Source organism: Actinomyces procaprae, assembly GCF_004798665.1.
Classification (GTDB): domain Bacteria; phylum Actinomycetota; class Actinomycetes; order Actinomycetales; family Actinomycetaceae; genus Actinomyces; species Actinomyces procaprae.
In genome coordinates, this window is the sequence record NZ_CP039292.1 from 737,464 (window position 1) to 761,854 (window position 24,391).

Genomic DNA, 24,391 nt, shown 5'->3' on the forward strand with positions numbered 1-24,391 from the left:
CGCCGCCGCTTGTGGTGGTCTGGTCGCGGCGTCCCCGCCGCCGCTCCTGACATAGGCTGAGCCCCGTGCCCATGCCCGACGCCAATCAGACCGCTCCCGGCCTGCTCGGCCCCGCCGACATTCGTCGCCTCGCCGCCGCGCTCGACCTGCGCCCGTCGAAGGCCCGCGGGCAGAACTTCGTCCACGACGCCGGCACGGTCCGCCGCATCGTGCGTCTAGCGGGCGTGCAGCCCGACGAGACCGTACTTGAGATCGGACCCGGCCTCGGTTCCCTGACACTGGCGCTGCTCGAGGCCGGCGCCCGGGTGATCGCCGTCGAGGTCGAGCCCGTGCTCGCCCGCGCCCTGCCCACAACCATCGCGAACCGCCTGCCCGCCGTCGCCGACCACCTGACCGTACTCAACGCCGACGCCCTGACCATCACCGGGCCGCAGACGCTGCCGGCACCGGACGGCGCCGCCCCGCCCACCCGGTTGGTCGCCAACCTGCCCTACAACGTTGCCGTACCCGTGCTGCTCACCGCACTTGCAGCACTACCGGGCCTACACACCGCCACAGTCATGGTCCAGGCCGAGGTCGCCGACCGGCTCGCCGCAGCCCCGGGCTCACGCACCTACGGAGTTCCCAGCGTCAAGGCCGCCTGGTACGGCACCGTACGCCGCGACGCCCGCATCGGACGCAGCGTCTTCTGGCCCGTACCCAACGTCGACTCCGCCGTCGTCACCCTCACCCGCCGCGAGCCCCCGGCCACCACCGCCACCCGCGAACAGGTATTCGCCGTCATCGACGCCGCCTTCGCCCAGCGCCGCAAGACCCTGCGCAAGGCCCTGGCACCGCTCGCGGGCGGCCCCGACCAGGTGGAGGCCGCCGCCCGCGCCGTCGGCATCGACCCGACCGCCCGCGGCGAGAAGCTCGACGTCCTCGCCTTCGCCGCGCTGGCACAGGCGCTCGCCCAGGCCGGGGCCTTCGCCCCAGCCCCAACCGCAGACGCCGTCGGCCCGAGCGCCGACCCGCGTCCCCGTAACACCGGGAGGCAGTCATGAACCCCCTGCACGCCGTCCCCGGGAGCGGCGGCACACCGCGCCCGTCCCGCTCCGGCTCCTCCACCCAGGTACGCGTGGAAGCGCCCGGCAAGGTGAACCTATTCCTGTCCGCCGGTGCCCCGGCCGCAGACGGCTACCACCCCCTGACCACCGTCTTCCAAGCCGTACGGTTGATCGAGACCGTCACCGCACGCCGCCAGGCCGCCGACCTGCACGGCACCATCACCGTCACCCTGGAGGAACCCGACCCCTCCGTTCCCACCGACGCCACCAACCTGGCCGTACGCGCCGCCGCCCTGCTGGCCGAGACCGCCGGGGTGAGCGACGGCGTCGACCTGCTGTTGCGCAAGCGCGTGCCGGTCGCCGGCGGCATGGCGGGCGGATCCGCCGACGCGGCCGCCGCACTGGTCGCCTGCAACGCCCTGTGGGGCACCGGACTCAGCCAGGCCGAACTCTCCGGACTCGCCGCCGAGCTCGGCGCGGACGTGCCCTTCCCCCTGGTCGGTGCCACCGCCGTCGGCCACGGCCGCGGCGACCGGCTCACCCCGCTCATGGCACGCGGCACCTACCACTGGGTGTTCGCCACCTCCACTCAGGGACTGTCCACGCCCGCCGTGTTCCGCCGCTTCGACGAGCTGGCGGGCACCGGGGCCGCCGCCCCCGAGGACGTACCCGCAGCCCTCACCGCCGCACTGCGCGACGGCGACGCCGCAGCCCTGGCCGCATCCCTCTGCAACGACCTGCAGCCGGCCGCCCTGGACCTGCGCCCCCAGCTCGCGGACGTGATCGCACTCGCTGAATCCGCCGGGGCCCTGCGCGCCATCGTCTCCGGCTCCGGCCCCACCATCGCCGCACTGGCGCCAGACCCCGCCGCCGCCGTGCGCGTCGCAAACGCCCTGACCGCCTCCGGGCTGGTGGCCGGCGCCCTGCGCGCCGACGCCCCCGTGGCCGGTGCCCGGATGGTGGGCTGATGGCACACCTGCTGGGAGTCGAGGCCGTACGTGTCACCGTCGGCCCGCGCATTCTGCTCGACCAGGTCGACCTCGGCGTCGAGGACGGGGAACGCATTGGCGTGCTCGGCCCCAATGGCGCCGGCAAGTCCACGCTACTGGGGCTGCTGGCCGGCACCCGCACACCCGACGGCGGCCGCGTCACCCGCGCCGGAGGCACACGGGCCGCCATGCTCACACAGGCCGACCAGTTCACGCCGGGCGCCACCGTGCGCACCGCCATCCACGGCGGCGCCCCCGAGCACCAGTGGGCCTCCGACCCCAAGGTCCGAGACATTCACGCCGGGCTCCTTCCCGACCTGGACCTGGACGCCGACGTCGCCACCCTGTCCGGCGGGCAGCGCCGACGCGTGGCCCTGGCCGCCACCCTCACCGCCGACGCCGACCTCGTCATCCTCGACGAGCCCACCAACCACCTGGATGTTGAGGGAGTGGACTGGCTCGCCCGACACCTGGCCGCCCGCTTCTCCCGCCGCCGCGGCGCCGGCGCCCTGGTCACCGTCACTCACGACCGCTGGTTCCTGGACGCCGTGTGCACGCACGTGTGGGAGGTCGTACCCGGCGTCGACCCCGGCGGGTCCCGCCCCCAGATCCCCGGGCGGATAGAGACCTATGACGGCGGCTACGCGGCCTACGTACTGGCCCGTGCCGAACGCGCCCGCCAGGCCGCGGCCGCCGCCACCAAGCGGGAGAACCTGCTGCGCAAGGAACTCGCCTGGCTGCGTCGCGGCGCGCCCGCACGCACCTCCAAGCCCCGATTCCGCATCGACGCCGCCGAGGCCCTGATCGCCGACGTGCCACCGCCGCGCGACACCGTGGAGCTGACCGCCATGGCCACCGCCCGGCTGGGCAAGAAGGTCATCGACCTCGAGGACGTGACCGTCGACTACCCGGACCCCGGCTCCAGCGACGGCCGGCGCCGGGTACTGCACGGGGTCACGTGGCGCCTCGCACCCGGAGAACGCGTGGGCATTGTCGGCGTCAACGGCGCCGGTAAGACCACCTTGCTGCGGCTGCTGGAAGGCAGCCAGAACCCCACCAGGGGGCGGGTCGTTCGCGGCAAGACCGTGGCTGTTGCGACCCTGTCGCAGACCACCCACGAGCTGGAGCCCTTCACCGACATGCGAGTGGTGGACGCCGTCGCCGCGGCGGGGGAGCGCGTCGTCGTGGGCGGACGTGAGCTCACCGCCGCCCAACTGGTGGAGCGCCTCGGCTTCACCCGCTCGCGGGCATGGACCCGGGTGGGGGAGATATCCGGTGGGGAACGCCGCCGCCTCCAACTACTGCGCCTGCTGATGGGGGAGCCCAACGTCCTGCTGATGGACGAGCCCACCAACGACCTGGACACCGACACGCTCGCCGCCGTAGAGGACCTGCTGGACTCCTTCCCCGGAACGCTCGTGGTCGTCTCCCACGACCGCTACCTGCTTGAGCGCGTCACCGACCGCCAGGTCGCCCTGCTGGGCGACGGCAGCCTCCGGGACCTGCCCGGAGGAGTCGAGCAGTACCTGCAGCTGCGGCGGGATGCGGCCGCCACCACAGAGGCGGAGCCCCGCAGCGTCCCCGCCCGGGAGAGCAGCGGCGCCGCCCTGCACGCCGCCCGAAAACAGCTGGCCGGCATCGAACGCCGCCTGGACAAGGCCACGGCCCGCGTCAAGGACCTGCACCAGCGCATGGAGCAGGCCTCGGCGCAGCTGCGCGTGGAGGAACTGACCGAACTGGGCAGGCAGTTGGCGCAGGCCGAGTCCGAGCAGGCCGACCTGGAGGCCCAATGGCTGCAGGCGGCCGAGGTCGCCGAGTACTAGGCCGTGTTGTGCGAGTTGTTTGTGGCGGTGGGCCGGTGCTGGCGCCATGGGTGGTGGCCTGGTAGCCGGTGGTGAGCTCGTCGCATCTGGTGGCTACGGGGGCCCAGTCTGAGTGGGCTGCGCGTGCCCGTGGAGGACGCAGAAGTCGCCTTCGTGAGCACGCCTGCGCCCCGGTTGGACCGCTCACGCGCCGTTGGACCGCTCACGCCCCGTTGGACCGCTGTAACCGGCGGCTACGGCGGTCCAACGGGGGAACAGGGGTCCAAGCGGGGCACAGGGGTCCAACGGGGGAACAGCGGTCCAACTGGCAGGCTCGACGGCCGCGCACGCAGGCACCCGACCGCGCACAGACACCTAGGCACTCACGCAACCGGACCCAGCCGCTTGAGCCCGGGACGGTTTCGACCGCCCGGCTCAGTTATCGGGCGTCTGCGGCAGCGCATCCACCGGTGCGACCGCCTGGCCCAGGGCGACGACGTCGTCCAGTGCGGAGGCGACCACCTCCGGCGCCGCCTTCCACGCGCGCATGACCAGGTCTACCGGGACGGTGGGCAGCCCCGCCATGCGCAGGACCACGACGGCACTGGGGCGACTCGTAGTACCCGCATCGGTGCTCTTCGACACCGCCTGGAAGCCGGCCATCCGCGGGTCCGGACGTAGCCGTTGCAGCTCCTCGGCCTGCGGGAGCAGATCGGCTATGAGCGCGCGCTGGGTGGCGTGCCGTCCTTCCTTCGTGCCGTCATCCCGGGCAATCACGAGGGTGAGGTCAACGGCGAAGATCTGGTGGCCGCCCTCACCCACGTGCAGCAGTCGGGCCATGGAGGTTCCCCGCGCGGTGCGGCGCAGCTCCTCCAGCAGGTTCGCGAAAGCGGCCCGCCATTGCGGGCCCGTCATATCCAAGAGGAGGCTGCGGGTCTGCGCCTCCGTGCGGGCCCAACCCGGTGGGGGGAACTCGGGGATGACGACCCAACTCCCCGGATCCGGAGTGACGGCTATCTGCATTGTGGTACTCCTTTGACAGACTCGTGCAATATAGCCGATCTATGCTGTGCCGGTGGCAGCCTCCGCACCCTCACCGCTTCCCGCGTCCCGGTTACGGCGCGTGCTCTCAGGCGTGGTCGACGTTGTGACCACCGTCGGCGTCGGAATCCTGCTGCCCGCGCCCGCAGCGGCCCGCCTGGCCGTGGGAATCGCCGTGGCAGGGGTAATGACACTGGTTCAAGCGAGGACAGGGGCCAGCCTGGGACAGGCCCTCACCTCCGTACGGTTGCGGCGGGCGGTAAGTCCCACCCAGCCGCCGGGGATGGCCGCCATTGAGCGGGCCTGGCTGTTCCTGCTGGCGGCCCTGCCGACGTTCGGGTTCCTCCCCATCGTGATGGTCATGAGCACCGACGACGGCGGCTGGCGCCGAACCTGGTACGACCGCATGGCGGGGACGGTCGTCATCGCCAAGGAGCACGGCCCGAAGCCGGTGCAGCTGGTCGCCGCTAACGGTCGCCTGCTCACCATCTCACAGCCAACGGTGCTGGGGCGCGCACCGGATCCGCTCCCCGGCGGGGCGGGCCGGGTCGTGGCGGCCTTCCAGGACGACCCCTCCGTCTCGAAGACCCACGCGTTGATCGAGCCGGCACGCGGTGGTGTGCTGGTCACCGACCTGAACTCGACCAACGGCACCCACGCGGAGGACGCCGAGGGTGTTCACCGCCTGATCCCCGGGCAGGCGCGGGCCGTGGAGCGCGGACGGCGGGTGTACTTCGGCGATAGCGAATGCACGATTCGCTAACGGCTCGACGGCGGTTCGCCGCAACGTCCGCACCACCCCCGCATGAGATCCCGGCCCTGGACGTAGGGTCCGGAACCGGCGCATATCCTGGTTGCGGCGGGGGAAGGATGTGCACGCCGGATGCCGGGGAGCTGGGGGACTGGTGATGGATCACGCGGTACCAGGCGATTGGCGGCTGCCTGTGTCTGTGAGACACTGCCTGAATGAATGGCGGTGGCTCGGCGCCGTCTAGCGAGCTGTTGAAGGAGAAAACGTGACCGACACTAGCGCCGAACGCGGAACTCTGTGGGCTGAGGGCACCTGGAGCGCGGCGGTTACCCCCCGGGGCGTGCTGTTGCTGCCACCGGAGGTACCTGAGGAGCTGGTGACAGGACTGTGGAGGCTGCTACGGGACCCTGAGGGGACGCTAACCGCCATCCTTGATCGCCTTGTGATGGGAGCGGGTGGGCATCTCTCCCGCATTCCCGACTTCGCCCTGGTACTTCTTGAGCAGTCCGGCACTCACCTGGCCCTGCGCGGAGCGCCGTCCTTGCAGATCGACGGCCAGGCCTTCGACGCCGCCGGCGTGGCAACCTGGATGGAGTCCTTCCTGCCTGGAGAGTCCTCTGTAGTGTTGACTGCGCCCGAGCAGCCGGGGACGGTGCTGCGCCCCGCTGTGGACGCCGTGGTGCGCACTGCGCGCCTGCAGCTGGGGAGCCTTGACGCCGAGGCCGAGGACACCACTGAGATGGAGGCGGACGCCGCAGCGGAGCCCGACGCTGCGGCAGCCGCCACTGAGACCGAGGCTGCTACCACTAAGGCGGAGGCGGATACCGTGGCGGAGGCACGCCCGGATGCACAGGCCGACGCGGCACCGGCAGGGGAGGCCGATGCCCCCGCCGTCGTGGACTCGTCGGCACCGGCGGAGCCGGAGACGGCCGAGCTGGAGCCGGTCCAGGCGCCCGAACGCCCCGCAGCCCCCGGTGACCACGACGGGTGGACGGTGGCGGACCTGCCCGACGACCTCGTCGATGAGCTGAGCGGCATGCTCCCGGAGCAGGACCGTCACGAGGAGGCACCGGTGCAGGGAGCCGATACGGAGGTGCCCGACACCGAGGTCACTCGCATGGCCCTGTCTGTCGTCTGCCCCTCCGGGCACGCCAACCCCACGAACTATGTCAGCTGCCGTGAATGCGGCGTCGAACTCACACAGCCCGCGCGAATTATCGCCTGCCCGCCGCTGGGCCGGGTACGTGTCTCCTCCGGTGGTGAGGTCGTGCTCGACCGGCCGGTGCTAGTCGGGCGCGAACCCTCCGCGGAGCGCGTCAACGAGCTCAACGGCACCGCGCCCGCCCTGATTACAGTGCCCAGCCCGGAGCAGGTCATCTCTCGCAACCACCTGCTCATCCGGCTCGACGAGTGGTCGGTGCTGGCACGCAGCCTGTCGACCGGCAACGGCACCGTGCTGCGACGTGACGGCGTATCCCCGATGCGAATGTCCTCTACCGAGCCCGTGCTGCTGCGCAGTGGCGACATCCTGGACCTGGGTGACGGACAGTCGCTCCTGCTGGAGGATCTTCCGTGACCGCGGACCGCGAGGGATCCCCGCCATCCATACCCGGATTCACCTACCTGCGGGACCTGGGGGCGGGGGGCTACTCGCGGGTCTACCTGTACGAGCAGCACATGCCGCAGCGTGAAGTGGCTGTCAAGGTCATGGACTGCGGTGTCAGCGGCGGCCCCTACTCTAGCTTCGAGTCCGAGGCCAACCTGATGGCGCGGGTCTCCTCCCATCCGGCGATCCTGTCCATATACGGCGCGGGCGCGGCGGCCGATGGCCGCCTGTTCCTGGTGATGGAGTACTGTCCGCCGCCGCAGCTGAGCATGGTGCTGCGCCGTGGCCCACTGAGCGTCGCCGACGCCCTGAGCACCACCATCCAGATCGCCGGGGCCGTCGAGTCAGCGCACCGGGTCGGCATCGTGCACCGGGACATCAAGCCCGCGAACATCCTGTTCACCGCCTACCGTCGCCCGGTGCTGTCGGACTTCGGTATTTCCGCCATGAGCGGTCCCCGCGGTGATAGTGATGAGAATGACGCGCTGCGGGGTATGAGCGTCCCGTGGGCGCCCCCCGAGCAGCTGGTCGGCTCGCACATGGCCGATCCTGCCTCGGACATCTACTCCCTGGCCGCAACCGCGTACGCCATGCTCACCGGCCGCAGTCCGTTCGAGATCCCCGACGCCTCCGACTCCGTCTACGAGCTGTCCCGGCGCATCATCAAGAACCCGTTGCCGCCCCTGGGACGGCAGGACCTCCCTCCGTCGTTGTACCGCGTGCTCAGTGTGGCCATGGCCAAGGACCCCGCCCGCCGCTACCCGACGGCCCTGGCCTTCGCCCGTGCCCTGCAACAGGTGGAGGCCGAGCTGGGCCTGCCGATGACAGCGGTCGACCTGTTTCACACCGCTGCTGACACGGAGGTCGTCCCCGACGCCGACGACCTGATTGAGGACACCAATGCCACTCGCCTGGGGGTGTTCGAACCGGTCGCGGAGGCCGCGATGCACCCACCCGCCGTCGATATCCACGCGGAGGCAGACGGTGAGCAGGAGAACGGGACGCGGCGCTCGCGGCTGCTGATCGGGGCGCTGGCCGCGGTCGTCACCGTGGTCGCGGTCACGGCCGCACTCGTTTCCTCACGCATGTCTGAGCAGAACCGACCGGCGGCCACATTCGCGACACTCGCCCCCGCGCCCAGCGCGGACCCACTCGGAGTGTCCGTGACCCCACCCCGCGGCCTGTCCGGTGCCCTGTCGGAGGACGGGAGCACGGTGACTTTCACCTGGGAGGCGCCGACGGATGACTGGGAGGGAAGCTACCTGTTCCGTGAGGATGTCCCCGGTGACAGCGACGCCGCCATGCAATCGACGCAGCAGACCTCGGTCCAACTGCCGGCCCGCCCTGACAACACCTGCATAGAGGTCTACTCGGTGCGCTCCGACGGCAGGACCTCCGGCGCAGCGGCGGCGTGTGTACGCACCCCTGCGCAGGATGGCGCCGCTGTCGGATAGCGCCGCGTATCAGCCCTCGATTTGGTAGGCGGCGCGCCCCAGGAGCAGCATCGAGCCGATCGGCGCAGGAGCCGGCACCTCCGGCTGCGCCTCCTTAATTACGCCCTGCTGCTCGATGCGCGTGCCGTTGGTGGAGTGCAGGTCCGTCACCCACAGGCCTCCGGGAACGGGGGCGATGGCGGCATGGGTCTTGGAGATCGACCGGCTGACATCGGTCAGCGGCACGCGCGCCGCATCGGGGTACTCGGAGATGTTCTCCGGATCTCGCCCCACGACCGTAGGGGTCGTCAGCAGGATCGGTGCACCGCCATCGGTCGGCACCAGCCGGATGCCGACCGTGTCCGGCTCGGACTTGCGATGCTGTGCACGGGTACGGCGGCGCGGTTCTGCAGCGGTGGCAGACGCGTCCTGCGACTGCGCGGGCGGCTGCGGGTCGCGACGGGAGGGAACGGCGGTTCGCGTGCTGCGGACGACGCCGGAATCCACGGCCTCCCCGAGGGGGGCGGCAGGCGCGTCATTGGTCGTGGAGTCGAGCGGCGTCGGCACCGCGGACCAGGGAACGGAGTCAATGATCACGGACCGGGTGTTCGGATTGGAGAATGCCGCCCTGGAGCTGTCGACGGTGTCATCCGCCTCCGCGATCGGGCTGCCGGAGGGAGCGAACGAGAAGCGTCCGTCTGAGAACGGGCCCCGCCTGCCCGCCGCGGTGGAGCGGGCCGCGGCGGCGGACGCCGGGGAGTCGGCCCCTTGTCGGGTGTGCAGCTGCACCAGCTTCACGCCGGTCAGCCGGTCGTGCCAGCCTCTGCCCTGCGGGTCGGTGGCGGCGGTGCGCATGAGGACGATGGCGCCGAGACCGAGCGTGGGGACCACGCAGATGAAGGTGAGGTCTGCGTGCAGGAGCAGCGCGGGCCCCGGGGGCAGCCCGGTCCGCTCACTGATCAGCTGTACGCCCATTAGTCGGCCCCCCGGGCTCCAACCGGTCCGCCCCAGGACGACTTCACGCACTGCCAGCACGATCAGGATCGCCAAGGCCAGGGCCCCGATCCAGTTCAGGCCGCTGAGCCGGTTCAACAGTGCGCCGAGCATCCCGCATACCACGGCGCCTCCGGCCAGGTCGATCAGGCCCGCAATGACGCGCGCGCGCACCGGCGCGGGGGAGACCATCCCCGCGCCGGGGGCGGACGGAACCGTGCCTACAGAGCCGTACGTGGCCTTGGCGGCAGCCCCGTCAGTCGGGGTCGGCAGAGACGTAGGGCCGCCGCTGGTGCAACGAGATGCTGAAGTGGCCGTCACGAGCCTGTCCTCCTAGAAATGCGTGTCTGAATCCGTGTCCTGCGTCCAGCGGGTCGAAGCAGCGAGCTCGGCGAGAGCTGGGCCAGCAGACGGCGCCAGCGGGGACGGTCGGATGCCATTACCGGAACAATGGCGTCGGCCGAATCCCAGATCTGGTTCAAATCGTACGATGACGGGTCGCCTGCGGCGAAAACCTGAGCGTCAATCGCTCGGGCGAAGCGGGGCAGATCCGCCTGGGGGAACGCTTTCGACAGATCCGCCGCAGCCTCCCGGCGGGTCAGCCCCATCGGCGCGCGCCCGCCGAGATCACGGGCGCGGTCCACGATCTCGTCCCAGGCGCCCAGGGCGCGGTCCACGCCATCGCGGCGTCGTCGTCGAGCCCGGCGCACAGCCTTGGCGGCGATCATGGCCGCCAGCAGTGCCGCAATCCCCAGCGCGATCGCCACGGAGATGATCACGGCGGCGGGCACAGCCGCGGGCCGATCCTCATCGGAGCTGTCCCGATCATCATCCTCATAGACGGGTGGCAGCTCCGCTGGGTCCTGCTGGGGCAGCGGTGGCTGCAGCACCTGCGGCTCGGGATTGGACACCTTGCGCGCGTTCTGCTGCTGGGGCACCTGGTCGCGTTCGGGGGTGACGTCGAAAGCGACCCAGCCGACCTGCTCGAAGGCGACCTCCACCCAGGCGGCGATGTCCTCTCCGGTGACATTGGTGGAGTCGCCGTCAGTAGCCGGCTGGAAGCCCATCACCACCCGCGCAGGGATGCCGAGCGAGCGGCACATGAGCATCATGAGGACCGCGTACTGCTCATCATCGCCGACCAGAGAGTCGGCGGCGACCATCGAGGCCAGGCGGGCGGCACCGTGACCGGGCTCGGAGGGGCTCTTGGTGCCGTCGGAGTAGTAGCCGGTGCGCAGCGCCTGCTGCAGGGCGTGGATCTGGTTGAGCGGTTCGGACTCGGAGCCGACCAGCGAGTGCGCCAATGCTTGCACCGACGGCGGCACATCCTCCACCGCACCGAGGGTGACGTCGGCGAGCGGCAGCTGCCTCAGGTCGGCGTCAGCGGGCGTGGAGGGAATCCTGACGTTCTCGGTAAGGATGTCCCCGGGGGCGAGCCTGGCGGTGACCAGGCCAGTTGAGGAGAAGGTGTCGTAGAACAGGGAGTCGCTGATCGCCTTGGCCCGTGCGCCGGAGGGGGTGATGCTCAGCGTGTCCGTAACGGTGGGAACCCACGGGTAGGTGTAGCCGTCGAGGGTGAAGGTGACAGTTGCGTCGGCCTCCGCAGAACCCGCATCCGCACCGCCTGCGGAGGAGTCCCCGGGCTCCACGTCGGCGGTGAAGGCGTCGGACAGCAGCGGAGTGCCCTCACCGACATGCTGGAAGTGCGCACCTCCTCCGGAGTCCTGGCTGATGCGGGCGGACAGGCCGTCGTAGGAGTCGAGCGCGGCGATGCGGACGCGGGCATTCGCGGGTAGGCCGGAGACCTCCATGAGCCTTGTGGAGGACAGCTGCGTCTCCAGTGTGCGGATCAGCGCCAACGGGGTGGCGTACTCGGTCAGGTCCAACGGCGGGTTGAATGCGTCGCGCAGCACCGTGCGGGCGTTAGGCGCGGCAGGCGCAGCAATGGCGACGATGAGCGTGATCGCGGTGAGAAGGACTCCCGCACGGGCGATGCCGCGTCGTGCTCCCGCGGTCACACCCGAGTCGGACTCCTCCAGCGCCTCGGCCACCCGGTCGCGTCGGCCCCACTGGGCCGATATAGCCCACAGCCCCAGCACGCCGGCGGTGAGCACCGCGCCGACGACTGCCCCCAGGGGCGTGACGGTGTCACCCCAGGCGATGCCGACCGCGGCCTCCCCCAGGACCACGAAGCCGACCGGGTGGAGCCTGTCGGCGCTGACGGCGCGGATTGCCATAACCCCACAGGCCAGTCCCGTCAGCCAGGGCAGGACCGTCATCGCGGAGAAGGCGGTCAGCGGCAGAGGCAGGGTGAGGGCGTCGCGCCACACCGTGATCGTGGACGCCAGGACCGTGTACACACCCTCCGGGCCGTGCTCTACGTCCGGTAGCAGCCAGGGGGCGAGCAGCACGTGGGCGGCGGCGGTAACGGCGAGTGTCGGCAGCGCCGACAGTCCCACACGGGCCGTCCCCAGCCCGATACCGACGCCGAGCGCCACCCCGCAGGCGCCGACCACGACTCCGATCACAGAGCCGAAGGGGACGATGAAGGGGACGGTGCCGATCAGCAGCAGGACGGTGACCAGTGCCTGGTAGAGACGACGCTTGCCCACTGAGGTCTTCATGCGACCTCCCGCATGACCAGGGGCAGTGCCTCGAGGCGGTCGATGTCGAAGGCGGTCAGCGCACCCACGGCGTGGCGGCCGAGCGGGCTGGAGCCGCACCGCAGCGCTATCACGAGAGTGTCGATCGGGGTGACGGTACGCACGCGGCCCAGTACGGCGTCGTCACAGCTCTGCCCGGTGACCAGCACCATCACGGAGGTCTCGGGGTAGCGGGCGGTGGCATGGCGGGCCAACTCGTCGCAGCCGTATGCGTCCGGCGTCTCCTCCAGCAGACAGGAGGCGTCCAGCATCCGCAGGGCGGTGACGGTGGGCAGGTCGCCGGCCTGGGTGAGCACGAACACCTCTCGGCCATCGGTGATGGCATTGAGCGCCAGCGAGCAGGCCACGGACACGGCCGTCTCGAAGTCCTCGTCGGTCTCGTAGTCGCCCGGCAGTGTGTCCAGGAGCACCAGCAGGCTGGCTCGGTGAGTCTCCTCGAACTGCCGGACCATGAGCCGCCCGGTGCGTGCGGTGGTGCGCCAGTGCACGTTGCGGCGGTCGTCCCCGGGTACATAGTCGCGCAGGGCGTGGAATGACACGTCCGAGCTGGACAGCTCCTGGGTGACGGCGCCTTCGACGTCGCGCATGACGCCGCGCAGGGTAACGCCCAGTCGAACCGTCCGCGGGTGGATGTGCACCAGCTGCGCCTGGGTGTGGCTGCGCTCGCGGCGCAGCAGGCCGACCGGGTCTGAGGCCACGGAGACGACCGGCCCGACGGTCACGACGCTGCGACGGGCGGTGGGCAGGATGAAGCCGCGCTCATGGTCGGCCCCCGAGCGCAGGGTGGGTACCGCGAAGACGGCGTTGGCGGGGCCCACCGGCATTTCCATGCGGGCAGGCAGCAGCAGATGCCCGGTCGGGTTGTGGACACGCAGGTGAATGATGGCGTTATCACCGACCGTCACGCGTCGTTCCAGCAGCTCGTGGGAAACGGTATGGCCGCCCCGTGGGAGCAGCCAGAGCCAGGCGGTTGCCACGACCGTGCCCAGTACCGCTGCGGCGGCCCAGGCCTCCTGCCAGCCCAGTCTGCGACCGGCAATGACGCACAGTGCCAGCAGTGCCGCACAGGCCCAGCCGGTATGGGTCACCACGTCGATGCCACGGCGCACAGCCGCAGCCGGCTGCGACCCGAACCAGCCGAGGCCCTGGAATCGGAGCCGGGTGGTGGCGAGGGCGGCTTGCAGTGTCTGCCTCACGGAGGAGGCAGACGCATCCTGGGGCGGGGACGAGTCGCTCATGCGTTGGCTCGCTAGCAGGTTCACCGGGTGGTGGGGGCAGGAACGTCGGCCAGGGCGCGAGTGATGACGCCGGCGGCGGTGGCGCCGGAGAACTCCGCATCCGGGTCCATCACCAGCCGGTGCGCCCACACGACCTCCGCCAGGTCCTTGACGTCGTCGGGCAGCACGTAGTGGCGGCCCTGGGCGGCGGCCCACACGCGTGTTACTCGGGCCATGGCGATGGCGCCACGTGTGGACACGCCCAGCAGGGTGTCCGGCGACTCACGGGTGGCCTCCACCAGGGCGCCGATATAGTCCAGGATCGAGTCCTCAATGTGGTTCTGCGCGGCGATGTCGGACATGGAGGCGATCGCACCGGAGGTGATCACTGTTTCCAGTCCGCGGGAGCGATCGGGGCTGTCCGAGCCGGCCAGGATGCGGGTGAGCGCCTCACGGCCGGGGTAGCCGATGGAGGTCTTCATCAGGAAGCGGTCCAGCTGAGCCTCGGGGAGCCGGTAGGTGCCCGCCTGCTCCACCGGGTTCTGGGTGGCGATCACCATGAAGGGGCGTCCCGTCTCATGCCGGACGCCGTCGACTGTGACCGTGGACTCCTCCATGACCTCCAGCAGGGCGGACTGGGTCTTGGGCGAGGCGCGGTTGATCTCGTCGGCGAGTACCACGGAGGCGAAGATCGGGCCGGGGTGGAACTCCCAGGTGGCGGTCTTCTGGTTGTAGATCGTCACACCGGTGATGTCCGAGGGCAGCAGGTCCGGGGTGAACTGGATGCGCGAGTGGCTGCCCTGCACGCTGGCCGCCAGGGCGCGGGCAAGGGCAGTCTTGCCGGTGCCGGGGGCGTCCTCCAGCAGCAGATGCCCCTCGGCGAGCATGGCGGTCAGTGCCAGGCGGATGACATCGCGCTTGCCGAGCAGGGCCTCACCGACGTTGTCCACCACCTTGTTGAAGGTCTCGGCGAACCACGTCGCGTTCTCCTGGGTCATGGGCATGTGGCGGGCTGCTCCTTGGGTTGTAGGCGTGCGTAAAGTGGACTGGAATTACTCAGCAGCAGGCTAGCTTCAGATTTGCGGTTGTGGTGGGCCTGGGGGATCACGAATCACTGAGGGGTGCAGGTGAACCATGTACCGCGATCAAGCGTGTCGTGGAGTGGTCCTCGATACGGATGGTCAAGGTCCTTCCAGGAGGGGTAGCCCGAGTAGCTGCCAGTGCTATCCGTGGTGATGGTAGTGGTGTAACGGTGGCCACTGGGCGGGTAGGTGCCATTGCAGGTCACGCTACTGTTCGGCGTATAACCTGTGAGTTTCACAGTGACGGTCCCGTTGAAAAGTCCACCACTGTAACTGCCGGGTGCCGAAGGAGGAGGTGCGGACAGGGAGACCTCGACCGGACCGGCATTGGCGGACTGGTAGTTGGAATCGTCCCTGTTGGACTTGACTACCACGCGTGCCCAGACCTGATAGGTGCCCGGCGAGAGACTCTCGGCTTCGTCGTCAGTGGTCCAGCCATGCACAACGGCACCGGAAGCCTTGTTGAGCACCAGGTACTGAATCTCCAGCTGCCCGTCGGTCCAACCATTGCGATCGCCCAGTGACGCGGTCATCTCGATCTCGTCATCGTCGTCCTTCCACGCCCGAAGACCGGTGGGAGCTCCCGGTTTACGGTTGATGGTGAAGCTGCCGGAGCCGCTGGACTTGGCGGAACCCTCCGAGTTCTTGGCAGTGACAGTCACATTCACGGTGTGGGTGCCCGGGCCGAGTGACGAGGTCGACACACTCGTTGAGGTGGCTGAGCCGACGCTCTTAGAGGCGGTGAGCGAGCCGGACACACTCACGCTGTAGCTGACCGCGGATCCATTGGGCTCTGCGGCGGACCAACTGATGTTCACATTGGAGCCGTCCCAGTTGACATTCGGCGTGCCGGGGGCGCCCGGGGCGCGGACAATGGTGAAACTGCCGGTTCCGCTGGAGCTGGCGGACCCGGCCGCGTTCGTGGCAGTGACCGTGACACTCACGGTGTAGGAGCGCGGATCGAGTTCTGAGGTCGGTACAGTCCATGAAAGGGCCGAGCCGATGTTCCCCGAGGACTTGGGGAGTGAGTCGGGGGCGCCGGAGACTTCGACGCTGTAGCTGACGGGGGAGCCGTTGTCGGCCGCGGCGTTCCAACTGATTCTTAAGTTCTTGCTGCCGTCCAAGCCGACGCTCGGCGTGCCGGGGGCGCCTGGAGCGGCTGTAAGGGTCTTCGGGGCGGAGGGGGCGGAGGAAGCGGAGTCGCCCACCGCATTGGTGGCCACCACCTGGAAGGAGTAGGTGCCGCCCAGAGTCAGGCCCGTCGCCCGGCACGGTGAACTCGGGCAGTTCCAGGAGCCGGCCCCGTTCACCTCGGTGACGATGTAGCCGGTGATCGGGGAGCCGTTGTCCGCGCCGGCGGTCCAGGACACGTTCATGGCGGTGGTGCCGGACGGGATGGCCGAGACCCCGGTGGGTGCGTCCGGCACGGCGGTCACCGTGACGGTGATGGTGCCGGTGACGGCGCGGGTGGCGGACCCGGTGGCGTCCAGCACCTCGTAGCCCACTACCAGGCGGCCGGTGAAACCGGCCCCGGGAGTGATCGTCAGGGTGGTGCCGGAGGCGCTCACCTCACCGGTGCCGGAGGTGACCTGCGGGGAGCCGGACAGGCTGATCGGCTCGTCCGGGAAGGGGTTGGTGACCAGCGTGGCGACGTCGATGCTCACGGGGGAGCCGTCGGATGAAAGCGTCGCCGGCGCGGTGGTCATCAGCGGCCGGTTGGACTCGGTCACTCGCAGCGGCAGCTGGCCGGTGACCGGATCGTTCTGCCCGTCCTCCACGGTCACCGACAGCGTGCCGGTGGTACCGACCGCCGTGCCGGCCTCGGCCGAGACCGAGAGCGTGCTGCCGGACAGCGACGTCGTGAAGCCGGCAGGAGCGGAGCCGATCGTGAAGGACAGCGCGTCGCCGTCTCCGTCCACGGTCATGGCCGCCAGGTCAGCGGTGGCCGCATCCTCCCCGGCCGCCACGGAGACCTCGGTCGGGGTGAAGACGGGCGGGGTGTTGTCGGTGGCCTCCACCACCACCGGCAGGGTGAGGGTGGAGGACAGCGCGTCCGCCCCCGCCGAGTCGGTGACCGTGAGCGTCACGGAGGCCTGCCCGGTGAATCCCGCGGCGGGCGTAAGGTCCAGGCCGCTTCCGCCGCCGGTGACCGCGGCCTCGTCCAGGCCAGTGCCGGTGCGCACCGTCGAGGCGTCGGTGATGAGCGGCGTGGTGTCGGCGTGGGTGAGGATGTAGTCGGCCAGGTCCACTGCGGTGGTCGTATCCGCGGGGATGCGCACCGGGATCGCGGTCGAGTCCAGCCGCGGCCGCAGGTCCTCGCGTGAGGGCACCACGATCACGGCGTTTCCGGTGAGCCCGTCCTGATCGGTGATCGTGTACAGCACCAGGTGCTGCTCATTGGAGACCCGGACCCGGATGGAGGAGTCGATCACCTCGGCGGTCGTGTCAGTGGTGGTGACCGTCAAGTCCCACGGGGAGCCGTCCGCGTCCTGGTCATTGTCCAGAACCGAGACGACCGCCTGGCCGTTGGCGTCCACCTGGTCCACCGTGACGTAGTCGTCCACGCCTAGCGGGCTGAGCAGGGGTGCGTCGCGGAGCACCTGGTAGGTGATGGTGCCGACGTCGATTCCGCCCTGCCCGTCGGACACCCGGTAATGCGCGGTGTAGACGCCCTCCTCGCCGGGCAGGTCTGCAACCGCTCTCCCCGAGCGCACCGAGATCGTCAGTGCCGGGTCGTCGCTTACAGGAGTGTCGTCCAGAGTGAGGGTGTCGCCGTCGGCGTCGAAGTCGTTGGAAATGAGATCGGTGACCACGGTGCGGCCCGGCTGCGCCACCACCAGGTCGTCGGTGGCCACGGGCGCGGTGTTCGTGGCCGGGGCGGAGGCGACACCCACGCGCACGGTCCCGGTGGCCTGCGCCCCGAAGCGGTCCTTGACGGTGTAGGTGAAGGTGTCGGTGCCGCTGGCGCCCTCGTCGGGGGTATAGGTCAGGTAGGTGGAGGACGCCTCCACGGTTCCCGAAGTGGGCGCCTGATCCAGCCCCACCAGGCTCACCGAGTCGCCGTCGGGGTCGATGCCGTCCAGTGGCACGGTGATTGCCACCGGCGAGCCGGAGACGGTGCTCGCCTCCAGGCTCTGCGGGCTGGGCGCGGCGTTGGCGTCGTCGCGCGCGCGCACCTCGATGTCGATGCGGCCGGAGGCGGTCTGCCCCTCCGTGTCCGCGACCGTGTAGGACAGGGCGGTGCGGCCGGGGGCGTCATCGGCCTTGAAGCGCACCACGTCGCCGCTGGTCCAGGCGGTGCCCAGCTCCGTGCCCGCCACGCCGAGATCGTCGGCGACGCTCAGCGCCAGGCCCGAGGGGGAGGTGTCGTTGTCCAGCACCGAGATGGTCACCACGTCCCCGACCCTCACGACGGCGGAGTCGGCGCTGGCTATCGGCATCTGCAGCTCGGCGGTGGTGACGGGCACGACGGTCATGTGGCCGGTGGCGGAGGCGGTCCCGTTGGAGACGGTGTACTCAACCTCCACGCTCTGGCCGATCGTTCCGGCGGCGGACACCTGCAGCAGCGAGTGGTCCACCACCGTGACGGTGACGCCCGAGTCGTAGGGCGCGCTCGCCGACTGGAGCACCAGGATGCCGCCGGCCGGGTCGAAGTCATTGCTCAGCGGAGCCACCGTGGTGGAACCGCCCTCCCGCAGCAGGGCCGTGTCATTCTCCGTGACCGGAGGGACGTCGGGGTCCGACGGCTCGATCACGTCGATGCGGACGATCCCCTGGGAGATGGCGGAGCCGGAGGCGACGTCGTAGGTGATGTAGTGGGTGCCCGCCTGATCGGCGGAGAAGGTGAAGGTGCCGGCCTGCTGGTTGACCTCCACGCTGGTACCGGCGGGGGGCTCCTCCACGCCCGCCAGGCTCAGCGGGTCACCGGTGGGGGAGACGTCGTTGTCCAGCGGGGCGACCACGACGGATGCGCCGGCGACGACGCGCACATGGTCCGCATTCGCGACGGGGGCGACGGATCCCGAGGCCTGAACGTCCACGGTGACATCGCCGGACGCGGCCTGCTGCCCATCGGACACCACGACCGTGAGGGTGCGCGTGCCCGCGGTGCCGGCGGTGTCCCGCACGTTAATGGTGCCCTCGTTGGTGGTGCGCACGTCGAAGCCCTCACCCCGCGCGGACACCAGGTAGAGGGTGTCGCCGTCGGGGTCGAGCCAGTTGCCCAGCACGTCCAGCGAGCCGGATGCGTCCGCGGCGATGACCAGCGTCGGGGTGGAGGTCTGCTCCGGGGCGGCGTTGACGCTCCAGTCGTGCACCTCGACCGTGGCAACGGCGGAGTCCGCACCGCCGCGCCCGTCGGATGCGGTGTAGGGGATCGTGTAGGAGCCGGTGGCGTCCGCGGGAACGTCGATGCGCAGCGCCAACCCGGCCTGGGCGGTGGCCACCTGCGCCGTGCCCGTGTCACCGGCCTCGGCCGTGAGCACGTCGCCGTCCGGATCGGAGTCGTTGGCGAGCACCGGCAGCACCGTGGAGCGGCCCGGGCGCACACCGAAGGTGTCGTCATTGGCCTGCGGCGGGTGATTCTCCTCGGTGCGCTCGGGCTGCGACTGGGAGTCGGAGGTCTCCGCCGAGTCGTCCTTGTCCTCGGCCTGGTCGTCCGTCTGGGAGGTGATATCGGTCCAGTCCTCGACCAGCACGAGGTTCTCGTCGGGAAGCCACACCGTCCCGTGGGTGATGTCGTTGAGGACGATCGCGTCCCGGTTGACGCGGAAGACGGGCTGGGAGGATGCGGCCAGGGCGTCGTCGCTCACGGACTCGACGTCGTCGCCGCACTGGCGCAGGAAGTGCCCCGAGCCGGACCAGGCTGCATAGATGCAGCCGCCCAGGCGCACCGGCTGGGCGGCGACGCCGACGGCGGCCTCGCCGTCGCCGGACGCGGGAATGGTTGTGATCGGTGAGCCGTCCAGCGGAACCGACATCAGGGCGCTGCGGGAGGCGACCAGGACGGCATCGGCGTCCGGGCCGGGCTGCTGGAGCACTAGCCCCGACGCCCCCAGGTCGGTGGTGGCGCCGCCGGGCAGGTGCAGAATCCCGGTGCCGCGCTCCAGAACCACCGCGCGGTTCCCGACGGCGGTGATCGCCAGGTCCGTGGCGTCGGTGAACGACAGTGCCTGCGGGGAGGCCTTGCCCCAGCCTGACGACTCGGCGGGAACCGTCGTCACGGTGCCGGCCTTGGCGGAGACGGCATGCAGTGAGCCGTCGGTCCCGGCCACCGCCACGACCCCGGGCATGCCCTCGATCAGCGTAGGCGCGGCGGCCAGTAGGTCCACGGCGCCGACTGTGGTACCGGCGACGCTGCCGGCCGAGGAGTCGACGGCGAAGACCCGATCGGCCCCCTGCAGCACGTTCACCCCGCTGGGCAGCTGTGTGCTCGCCGACAGCGCCACCGCGGTCGGATCCACGGAGGCGACCGCGGCGGACGCCAGGTCGGGGACGAGTACGTTCTCCCCGCTCTGCGTCACGTCGAAATCGGCCGACGCGGTGCGAATGGACCCATCAACCTGCTTGGACGGGTAGTTCAGGCGGGCGACCAGGTGCTCGGCGGTGCTGGTCACCCACACGCCGCCGTCGTTGAGCGAGACGTCTGCCTGGGGGACGCCGTCGTGCAACCAGGCGGCGGCACCCAGCGTCAACGCGGCCAGTCCCGCCAAGACGGCGGACAGGCGTCTACGCCGTCGGCGGGACAGGCCGGGGCGTCCCGTGCGCAGGCTTCGCAGTCTCATCAGTGTGGGCACGCGCTTCACCTGCTGGCGGCACCGGAGCGCGAGGCGACCTCCTGGGCGAGCATGCGCCGCAGCATGCTGGAGGACGTCGTGGGCGTGTACGGCAGGTATACGACGGTGGCGCCGACCTCGGCCATCTGCTGCTCCAGCAGGTTGCCCTTCTCGGTGCCCTGCCAGTCGGTGCCCTTGAACAGGATGTCGAAGGGCTCGCGCTGCCAGGCCAGGCGCTTGTCCTGGTCGAAATCGGGTACGACGGCGTCGACGACGCGCAGTGCCGCAACGAGCGCCATGCGCTCGTCCTGGGGGACGATGGGTGCGCGCCCCTTCATGCGTTCCAGGGACTCGTCGGTCGCCACGCCGGCGATGAGGCGGTCGCAACGGGTGGCGGCGGCGGTGAGGATGTTCAGGTGCCCGATGTGCAGCATGTCGAATCCGCCGGGCACATATCCGGTGATCATCAGTACGCTCCCTTGCCGCCGACGACGGCCTTGAAGGTGGACAAGAAGATACTGGCGTCCAGGCGGGCGCCCCGGTTCTCGACGTAGTGGCGGTCCAGCGCGACCGTCGAGTCCCAGGAGAGGTCCGAGCGTCCGGACACCTGCCACAGCCCCGTCAGGCCGGGCTTGACCAGGAGCCGGCGGCGGGCCTCGTCGTCGTACTCGGCCACCTCGCTGGGAAGCGCCGGCCGCGGGCCCACCAGGCTCATCTCTCCCCGGACCACATTGATCAGTTGCGGCAGCTCATCAATGGAGGTGCGGCGGATGAAACGGCCCACCCGGGTGATGCGGGGGTCGGTCCGGTTCTTGAACAGGACCTCGTTTCCGGCGTCTCCGCCGGCATCCACAACGGTGGCTCGGCGCGCGTCGGAGTCGGCGCTCATGGAGCGCAGCTTCCACAGCGTGAAGTGCTTGCCGCCCTGCCCCACCCTGGTTTGGCGGTAGAAGGCGGGGCCGGGGGAGTCCAAGCGGACGGCGGCTGCGGCCACCCCCAGGACCGGGCATGCCAGTATGAGCAGCACTGCGCCGGCGACGCGGTCGAAGACCGTCTTGGCGAGCATGCGCGTGCGGCGCAGGCGCACGTCGATCAGGCCGGTCCAGCCGTGTGTTACCGGCAGGCCCCGCATGCGCCCCGGAACCACGTCCTGCAGGCCGGGGGCCACTACGAGTCGCGCGCCGGTGGAGGTCAGGCCACGCATCAGGGTCACGAGGTCCTCCGGGCTGACGCCCCCGAGCGTCATGACGACGTCGATGCGCTCGGTGGAGACCATTGCACGGATCTCCTCTTCGCTGCCGAGGCGCGCGGCGGCGTGCGAACGGTTGTTCCGGGAGGAGACGTAGCCGACGATCAGGAATCCGTCCCCGGGGTGTGAGCGCAGATCGCGCAGGATCGGCTCCGCGCCGGGGCCCATCACGATGAGGGTGCGGCGCAGACCGCGTCCCTCCATGCGGCGCGCACGCAGCCAGCGGCTCTCGGTGGAGCGTCCAAGGAGTGACAGCACGAGTTGTGCGGCCAGCGGTGCGAGCACCGATGGCGCTGGGAGGCCGGGCGTGAACGCATGACCGAGAAGCAGGGCCACCGGAGCGGTGGCTGCGGCCGACAGGGCGACCCGCCCGGCGCCCGAGCGGGCCTGGTCCACAACGTCGACGCCCAGCGCTCCCGCCATCCAGGCGATCAGGACCATCAGTGTTCCGGTGACAACGGTCAGCAGCAGCCTGATCGGTTCCCAGGCCAGGCAGATGGCCGCCACCCAGGCGGGCAGGACGACGGCGGTGAGGTCGCCGAGGAAGACCCAGGACAGCAGGTCCTGGTGCATCGTCGGCCAGGCGGTGAACAGCGGGGACTCCAACGGCGGCAGGAACCGTGCCTCGCCCGCGGTCCGCCCGGGCCGCTTGGCGGGCTGCGCTGCGGGTGTTGTGCTGAGCGGGCTGGTCAAGACGACTCCAATAGCTTTACTGGCGTTGCTGGAAGTAACTTGTGGGGAAGCGCCGAGCGCTGCTAAAAGTCCTGACGTAGTCGGCCAACGTGCTGCGTGTGGCTCCCGGTGTGGACTTTTTCGTCGGGTTCGTGACCGAATCTACTACCTATTCCGGCCGCGTGGGGACGAACGTGAACAGGTGCACATATATTCACCAGGATATGTCCGTGAGCCGCGTGCGCTTGGGCGTGACCGGGCCGCGACGTCGGGACTCCGGGGGTGGCTCGATCGGCGTCCTGCGGCGGATGTTCGGGTGTGTGGCGGTGACGGCGTGTGCAGTGGAAGAATGTAAAGAAATGGGCATGGGGGTGCAGGTCTGCGTGACATATTCGAGATGTTGTTTGTCTGGAAGGCGTGCCCCGCGAGCGGATATGGGCGTCGTGCGTCACATAAGGCAACGTAGCCGTAACATTCGACGGGAAATCGTGACCATTCGGTGGCCTGAAGGGCTGAGGGTGGTGTGTGGTGCGCAGTCAGATTGCGGTCGCGGACGGTCGGCGGTAGCGGCCGCCTGTGCCGGATTGAGACCATGGTTGCCGGTGGGGCATGTACGTGGGGCGGGCTGACCGGTGCGCCGGAACCCACCTGGCACGCGCTCGACGGCTCAGCCGGCCCCGTCTGCTGTCGTGGGCGCGCTCCCGAGGGCGGGCTCGGTGTTGTGACCGGCCCCTGGGGCTGATTGCGCCCGCCTCCAACCGGCTGTGCTTGGCGAGGGGGCGTCGTGTCGTTGTCCGGCTGATCGTGCTTGCGGGTGTGGCGATGGGTGCTTATGCGTCCGCCGGTGTGCGGGCGTGTGCTGGGTCCGGGTGCGGGTCGGCACTCGGGGCGGCGCTGCAGGGGCGTGCTGCGGGGGCGGGTGCTCCAGGGGATGCCGGGCTGCCGAGGGAGGGGGGCCGGTCGCGGCAGCCCGGAGCCTTCTTGGTGGTTCCGGGCGGGTGTGGTGATTGCTGCCGGCGGCGTGGCGGGCGTGGCGGTGGCTGGGCGTTTACTACTCCGGTTCGGGCTCTACTGCGCCGGTTATGTGTCTGCTGAAGGGCTGCGAACCCTTCAGCGCGTGCCGAAGTGGCGTTGGAGAGGTTGAAGGGGGGGGTAGTCAACGCCGTCGCCGCCACAACGACCGACCTCGGTGCGTAAGATCTACCGACCTCGGTGCGTAAGATCTACCGACCTCGCGGAGGGGTGGGCGGGCGGGATGGGGTGGAGCGGGGGCGGGGCGCCGCCTATGAGTTCGTGTCCGCGGTGTCTCGCAGCGCGGGCCTGGGAGTCATGGCCCGCAGGCCGTTCCATGCCAGGTTGACCATGTGGGCTGCGACCTCCTCCTTGCTCATGGCCGGGTTCTCGAGCCACCACTGCGAGGGCATTGCCACTATGCCCACGAGCATCTGCGCGTACAGCGGCGCGGTGCGTGGATCGAGTCCATGCGCGGAGAACTGGGTGGCCAGCAGTCCGGACACCTGGATCGCGACGTCGGCCAGCAGTGTGGAGTAGGTGTCCGAGCCGTGGTTGTCCGTGGCGGCGGGCGCGCGGAAGTTGTTGGAGGACAGGATGCGGAAGCCGTCGGACGACTCCTCGATGTAGGTCAGCAGTGCGAGCGCGGCTCGTTCGACGATCACCGAGGCGGAGGTGGAGGACTCCAGCGCCTGGGTGATCGTGGTGTAGATGGCCGTCAGCTCGCGGTCCACGATGACGGCGTACAGGCCCTCCTTGCCCCCGAAGTGCTCGTAAACCACCGGCTTGGACACCTTCGCCCGGTTGGCGATCTCCTCAATGCTGGTGGCCTCGAAGCCCTTCTTGGCGAACAGGGCGCGCGCCACGGCGATCAGCTGCTCGCGGCGCTCGGACGCGCTCATCCGCGTGCGCTTGCCGGCCTTGCCGCTCATGGGGTGCCTGCCGTTAGCGGATGGGGTGTGACCAGGGTGAGAGCTACGCCTGCGGCGCTACGGTAACAACCGGTAAACAACCGCATTAGGCCTCCTTTTGCTTCGGCAGCAGCCTAGCATGCGGCGCGAG

The 24,391-nt window shown here is 70.1% G+C and carries 15 protein-coding genes; 6 read left to right on the forward strand and 9 right to left on the reverse strand.

Going from position 1 to position 24,391, the window contains the following annotated elements:
- Nucleotides 1-71 precede the first annotated feature (71 nt).
- The 3 genes from rsmA to E4J16_RS02810 are packed head-to-tail and all read left to right on the forward strand — an operon-like array spanning nucleotide 72 to nucleotide 3,858.
- Complete coding sequence (rsmA, locus tag E4J16_RS02800; protein ID WP_136314553.1) at nucleotides 72-1,043, forward strand: 16S rRNA (adenine(1518)-N(6)/adenine(1519)-N(6))-dimethyltransferase RsmA; 972 nt, start codon at nucleotides 72-74, stop codon at nucleotides 1,041-1,043.
- The gene (locus E4J16_RS02805; protein ID WP_136313198.1) at nucleotides 1,040-2,014 is read left to right on the forward strand and encodes a 4-(cytidine 5'-diphospho)-2-C-methyl-D-erythritol kinase; all 975 of its coding nucleotides are present in this window, start codon (nucleotides 1,040-1,042) and stop codon (nucleotides 2,012-2,014) included. Before rsmA ends, E4J16_RS02805 begins: the two co-directional genes overlap by 4 nt.
- Nucleotides 2,014-3,858 (forward strand): ABC-F family ATP-binding cassette domain-containing protein, encoded by a 1,845-nt coding sequence (locus tag E4J16_RS02810; RefSeq protein WP_136313199.1) that lies wholly within the window; start codon nucleotides 2,014-2,016, stop codon nucleotides 3,856-3,858. Before E4J16_RS02805 ends, E4J16_RS02810 begins: the two co-directional genes overlap by 1 nt.
- A gap of 414 nt (nucleotides 3,859-4,272) precedes the next feature.
- Here the strand turns inward: E4J16_RS02810 and E4J16_RS02815 are convergent, their stop codons facing one another.
- The gene (locus E4J16_RS02815; protein ID WP_136193591.1) at nucleotides 4,273-4,860 is read right to left on the reverse strand and encodes a hypothetical protein; all 588 of its coding nucleotides are present in this window, start codon (nucleotides 4,858-4,860) and stop codon (nucleotides 4,273-4,275) included.
- Between the two features lie 52 nt (nucleotides 4,861-4,912).
- Between E4J16_RS02815 and E4J16_RS02820 the strand changes: the two genes are divergently transcribed.
- From E4J16_RS02820 to E4J16_RS02830, 3 genes are all read left to right on the forward strand, one after another.
- Nucleotides 4,913-5,641: an FHA domain-containing protein gene (locus tag E4J16_RS02820; RefSeq protein WP_136313200.1), complete on the forward strand. Its 729-nt coding sequence runs from the start codon at nucleotides 4,913-4,915 to the stop codon at nucleotides 5,639-5,641.
- 253 nt (nucleotides 5,642-5,894) lie between these two features.
- Entirely contained in the window at nucleotides 5,895-7,205 is a 1,311-nt protein-coding gene (locus tag E4J16_RS02825; protein WP_240038241.1) for an FHA domain-containing protein, read from the forward strand.
- Nucleotides 7,202-8,689 carry a serine/threonine-protein kinase gene (locus E4J16_RS02830; protein ID WP_136313201.1) on the forward strand — a complete coding sequence of 496 codons (1,488 nt, stop codon included), beginning with the start codon at nucleotides 7,202-7,204 and terminating at the stop codon, nucleotides 8,687-8,689. Before E4J16_RS02825 ends, E4J16_RS02830 begins: the two co-directional genes overlap by 4 nt.
- A 9-nt stretch (nucleotides 8,690-8,698) precedes the next feature.
- Here E4J16_RS02830 and E4J16_RS02835 read toward each other — a convergent pair whose 3' ends face one another.
- From E4J16_RS02835 to E4J16_RS02870, 8 genes are all read right to left on the reverse strand, one after another.
- The gene (locus E4J16_RS02835) at nucleotides 8,699-9,982 is read right to left on the reverse strand and encodes an RDD family protein (protein WP_136313202.1); all 1,284 of its coding nucleotides are present in this window, start codon (nucleotides 9,980-9,982) and stop codon (nucleotides 8,699-8,701) included.
- Nucleotides 9,979-12,285, reverse strand: a complete 2,307-nt coding sequence (locus E4J16_RS02840) for a transglutaminase-like domain-containing protein (RefSeq protein ID WP_136313203.1) — start codon at nucleotides 12,283-12,285, stop codon at nucleotides 9,979-9,981. Before E4J16_RS02840 ends, E4J16_RS02835 begins: the two co-directional genes overlap by 4 nt.
- Entirely contained in the window at nucleotides 12,282-13,562 is a 1,281-nt protein-coding gene (locus E4J16_RS02845) for a DUF58 domain-containing protein (protein ID WP_136313204.1), read from the reverse strand. Before E4J16_RS02845 ends, E4J16_RS02840 begins: the two co-directional genes overlap by 4 nt.
- Before the next feature lie 20 nt (nucleotides 13,563-13,582).
- On the reverse strand, nucleotides 13,583-14,545 hold the full coding sequence (locus tag E4J16_RS02850; protein WP_136313205.1) for an AAA family ATPase: 963 nt from the start codon (nucleotides 14,543-14,545) through the stop codon (nucleotides 13,583-13,585).
- A gap of 107 nt (nucleotides 14,546-14,652) precedes the next feature.
- Nucleotides 14,653-20,406: an Ig-like domain-containing protein gene (locus E4J16_RS02855; RefSeq protein ID WP_136314555.1), complete on the reverse strand. Its 5,754-nt coding sequence runs from the start codon at nucleotides 20,404-20,406 to the stop codon at nucleotides 14,653-14,655.
- A 17-nt stretch (nucleotides 20,407-20,423) separates the two neighbouring features.
- Nucleotides 20,424-20,864 carry an FAD synthase family protein gene (locus tag E4J16_RS02860; RefSeq protein WP_136193584.1) on the reverse strand — a complete coding sequence of 147 codons (441 nt, stop codon included), beginning with the start codon at nucleotides 20,862-20,864 and terminating at the stop codon, nucleotides 20,424-20,426.
- Nucleotides 20,864-22,339: a sugar transferase gene (locus tag E4J16_RS02865; RefSeq protein ID WP_240038243.1), complete on the reverse strand. Its 1,476-nt coding sequence runs from the start codon at nucleotides 22,337-22,339 to the stop codon at nucleotides 20,864-20,866. Before E4J16_RS02865 ends, E4J16_RS02860 begins: the two co-directional genes overlap by 1 nt.
- Nucleotides 22,340-23,601: 1,262 nt before the next feature.
- The gene (locus E4J16_RS02870; protein ID WP_136193582.1) at nucleotides 23,602-24,261 is read right to left on the reverse strand and encodes a TetR/AcrR family transcriptional regulator; all 660 of its coding nucleotides are present in this window, start codon (nucleotides 24,259-24,261) and stop codon (nucleotides 23,602-23,604) included.
- Between the last annotated feature and the right edge of the window lie 130 nt (nucleotides 24,262-24,391).

Excerpts from the sequence above, each read along its gene's own strand:
- rsmA (WP_136314553.1), top strand. The coding sequence starts at position 72 with ATGCCCGACGCCAATCAGACCGCTCCCGGCCTGCTCGGCCCCGCCGAC.
- E4J16_RS02805 (WP_136313198.1), top strand. The coding sequence starts at position 1,040 with ATGAACCCCCTGCACGCCGTCCCCGGGAGCGGCGGCACACCGCGCCCG.
- E4J16_RS02810 (WP_136313199.1), top strand. The coding sequence starts at position 2,014 with ATGGCACACCTGCTGGGAGTCGAGGCCGTACGTGTCACCGTCGGCCCG.
- E4J16_RS02815 (WP_136193591.1), bottom strand. The coding sequence starts at position 4,860 with ATGCAGATAGCCGTCACTCCGGATCCGGGGAGTTGGGTCGTCATCCCC.
- E4J16_RS02840 (WP_136313203.1), bottom strand. The coding sequence starts at position 12,285 with ATGAAGACCTCAGTGGGCAAGCGTCGTCTCTACCAGGCACTGGTCACC.
- E4J16_RS02845 (WP_136313204.1), bottom strand. The coding sequence starts at position 13,562 with ATGAGCGACTCGTCCCCGCCCCAGGATGCGTCTGCCTCCTCCGTGAGG.
- E4J16_RS02850 (WP_136313205.1), bottom strand. The coding sequence starts at position 14,545 with ATGCCCATGACCCAGGAGAACGCGACGTGGTTCGCCGAGACCTTCAAC.
- E4J16_RS02855 (WP_136314555.1), bottom strand. The coding sequence starts at position 20,406 with ATGAGACTGCGAAGCCTGCGCACGGGACGCCCCGGCCTGTCCCGCCGA.
- E4J16_RS02860 (WP_136193584.1), bottom strand. The coding sequence starts at position 20,864 with ATGATCACCGGATATGTGCCCGGCGGATTCGACATGCTGCACATCGGG.
- E4J16_RS02870 (WP_136193582.1), bottom strand. The coding sequence starts at position 24,261 with ATGAGCGGCAAGGCCGGCAAGCGCACGCGGATGAGCGCGTCCGAGCGC.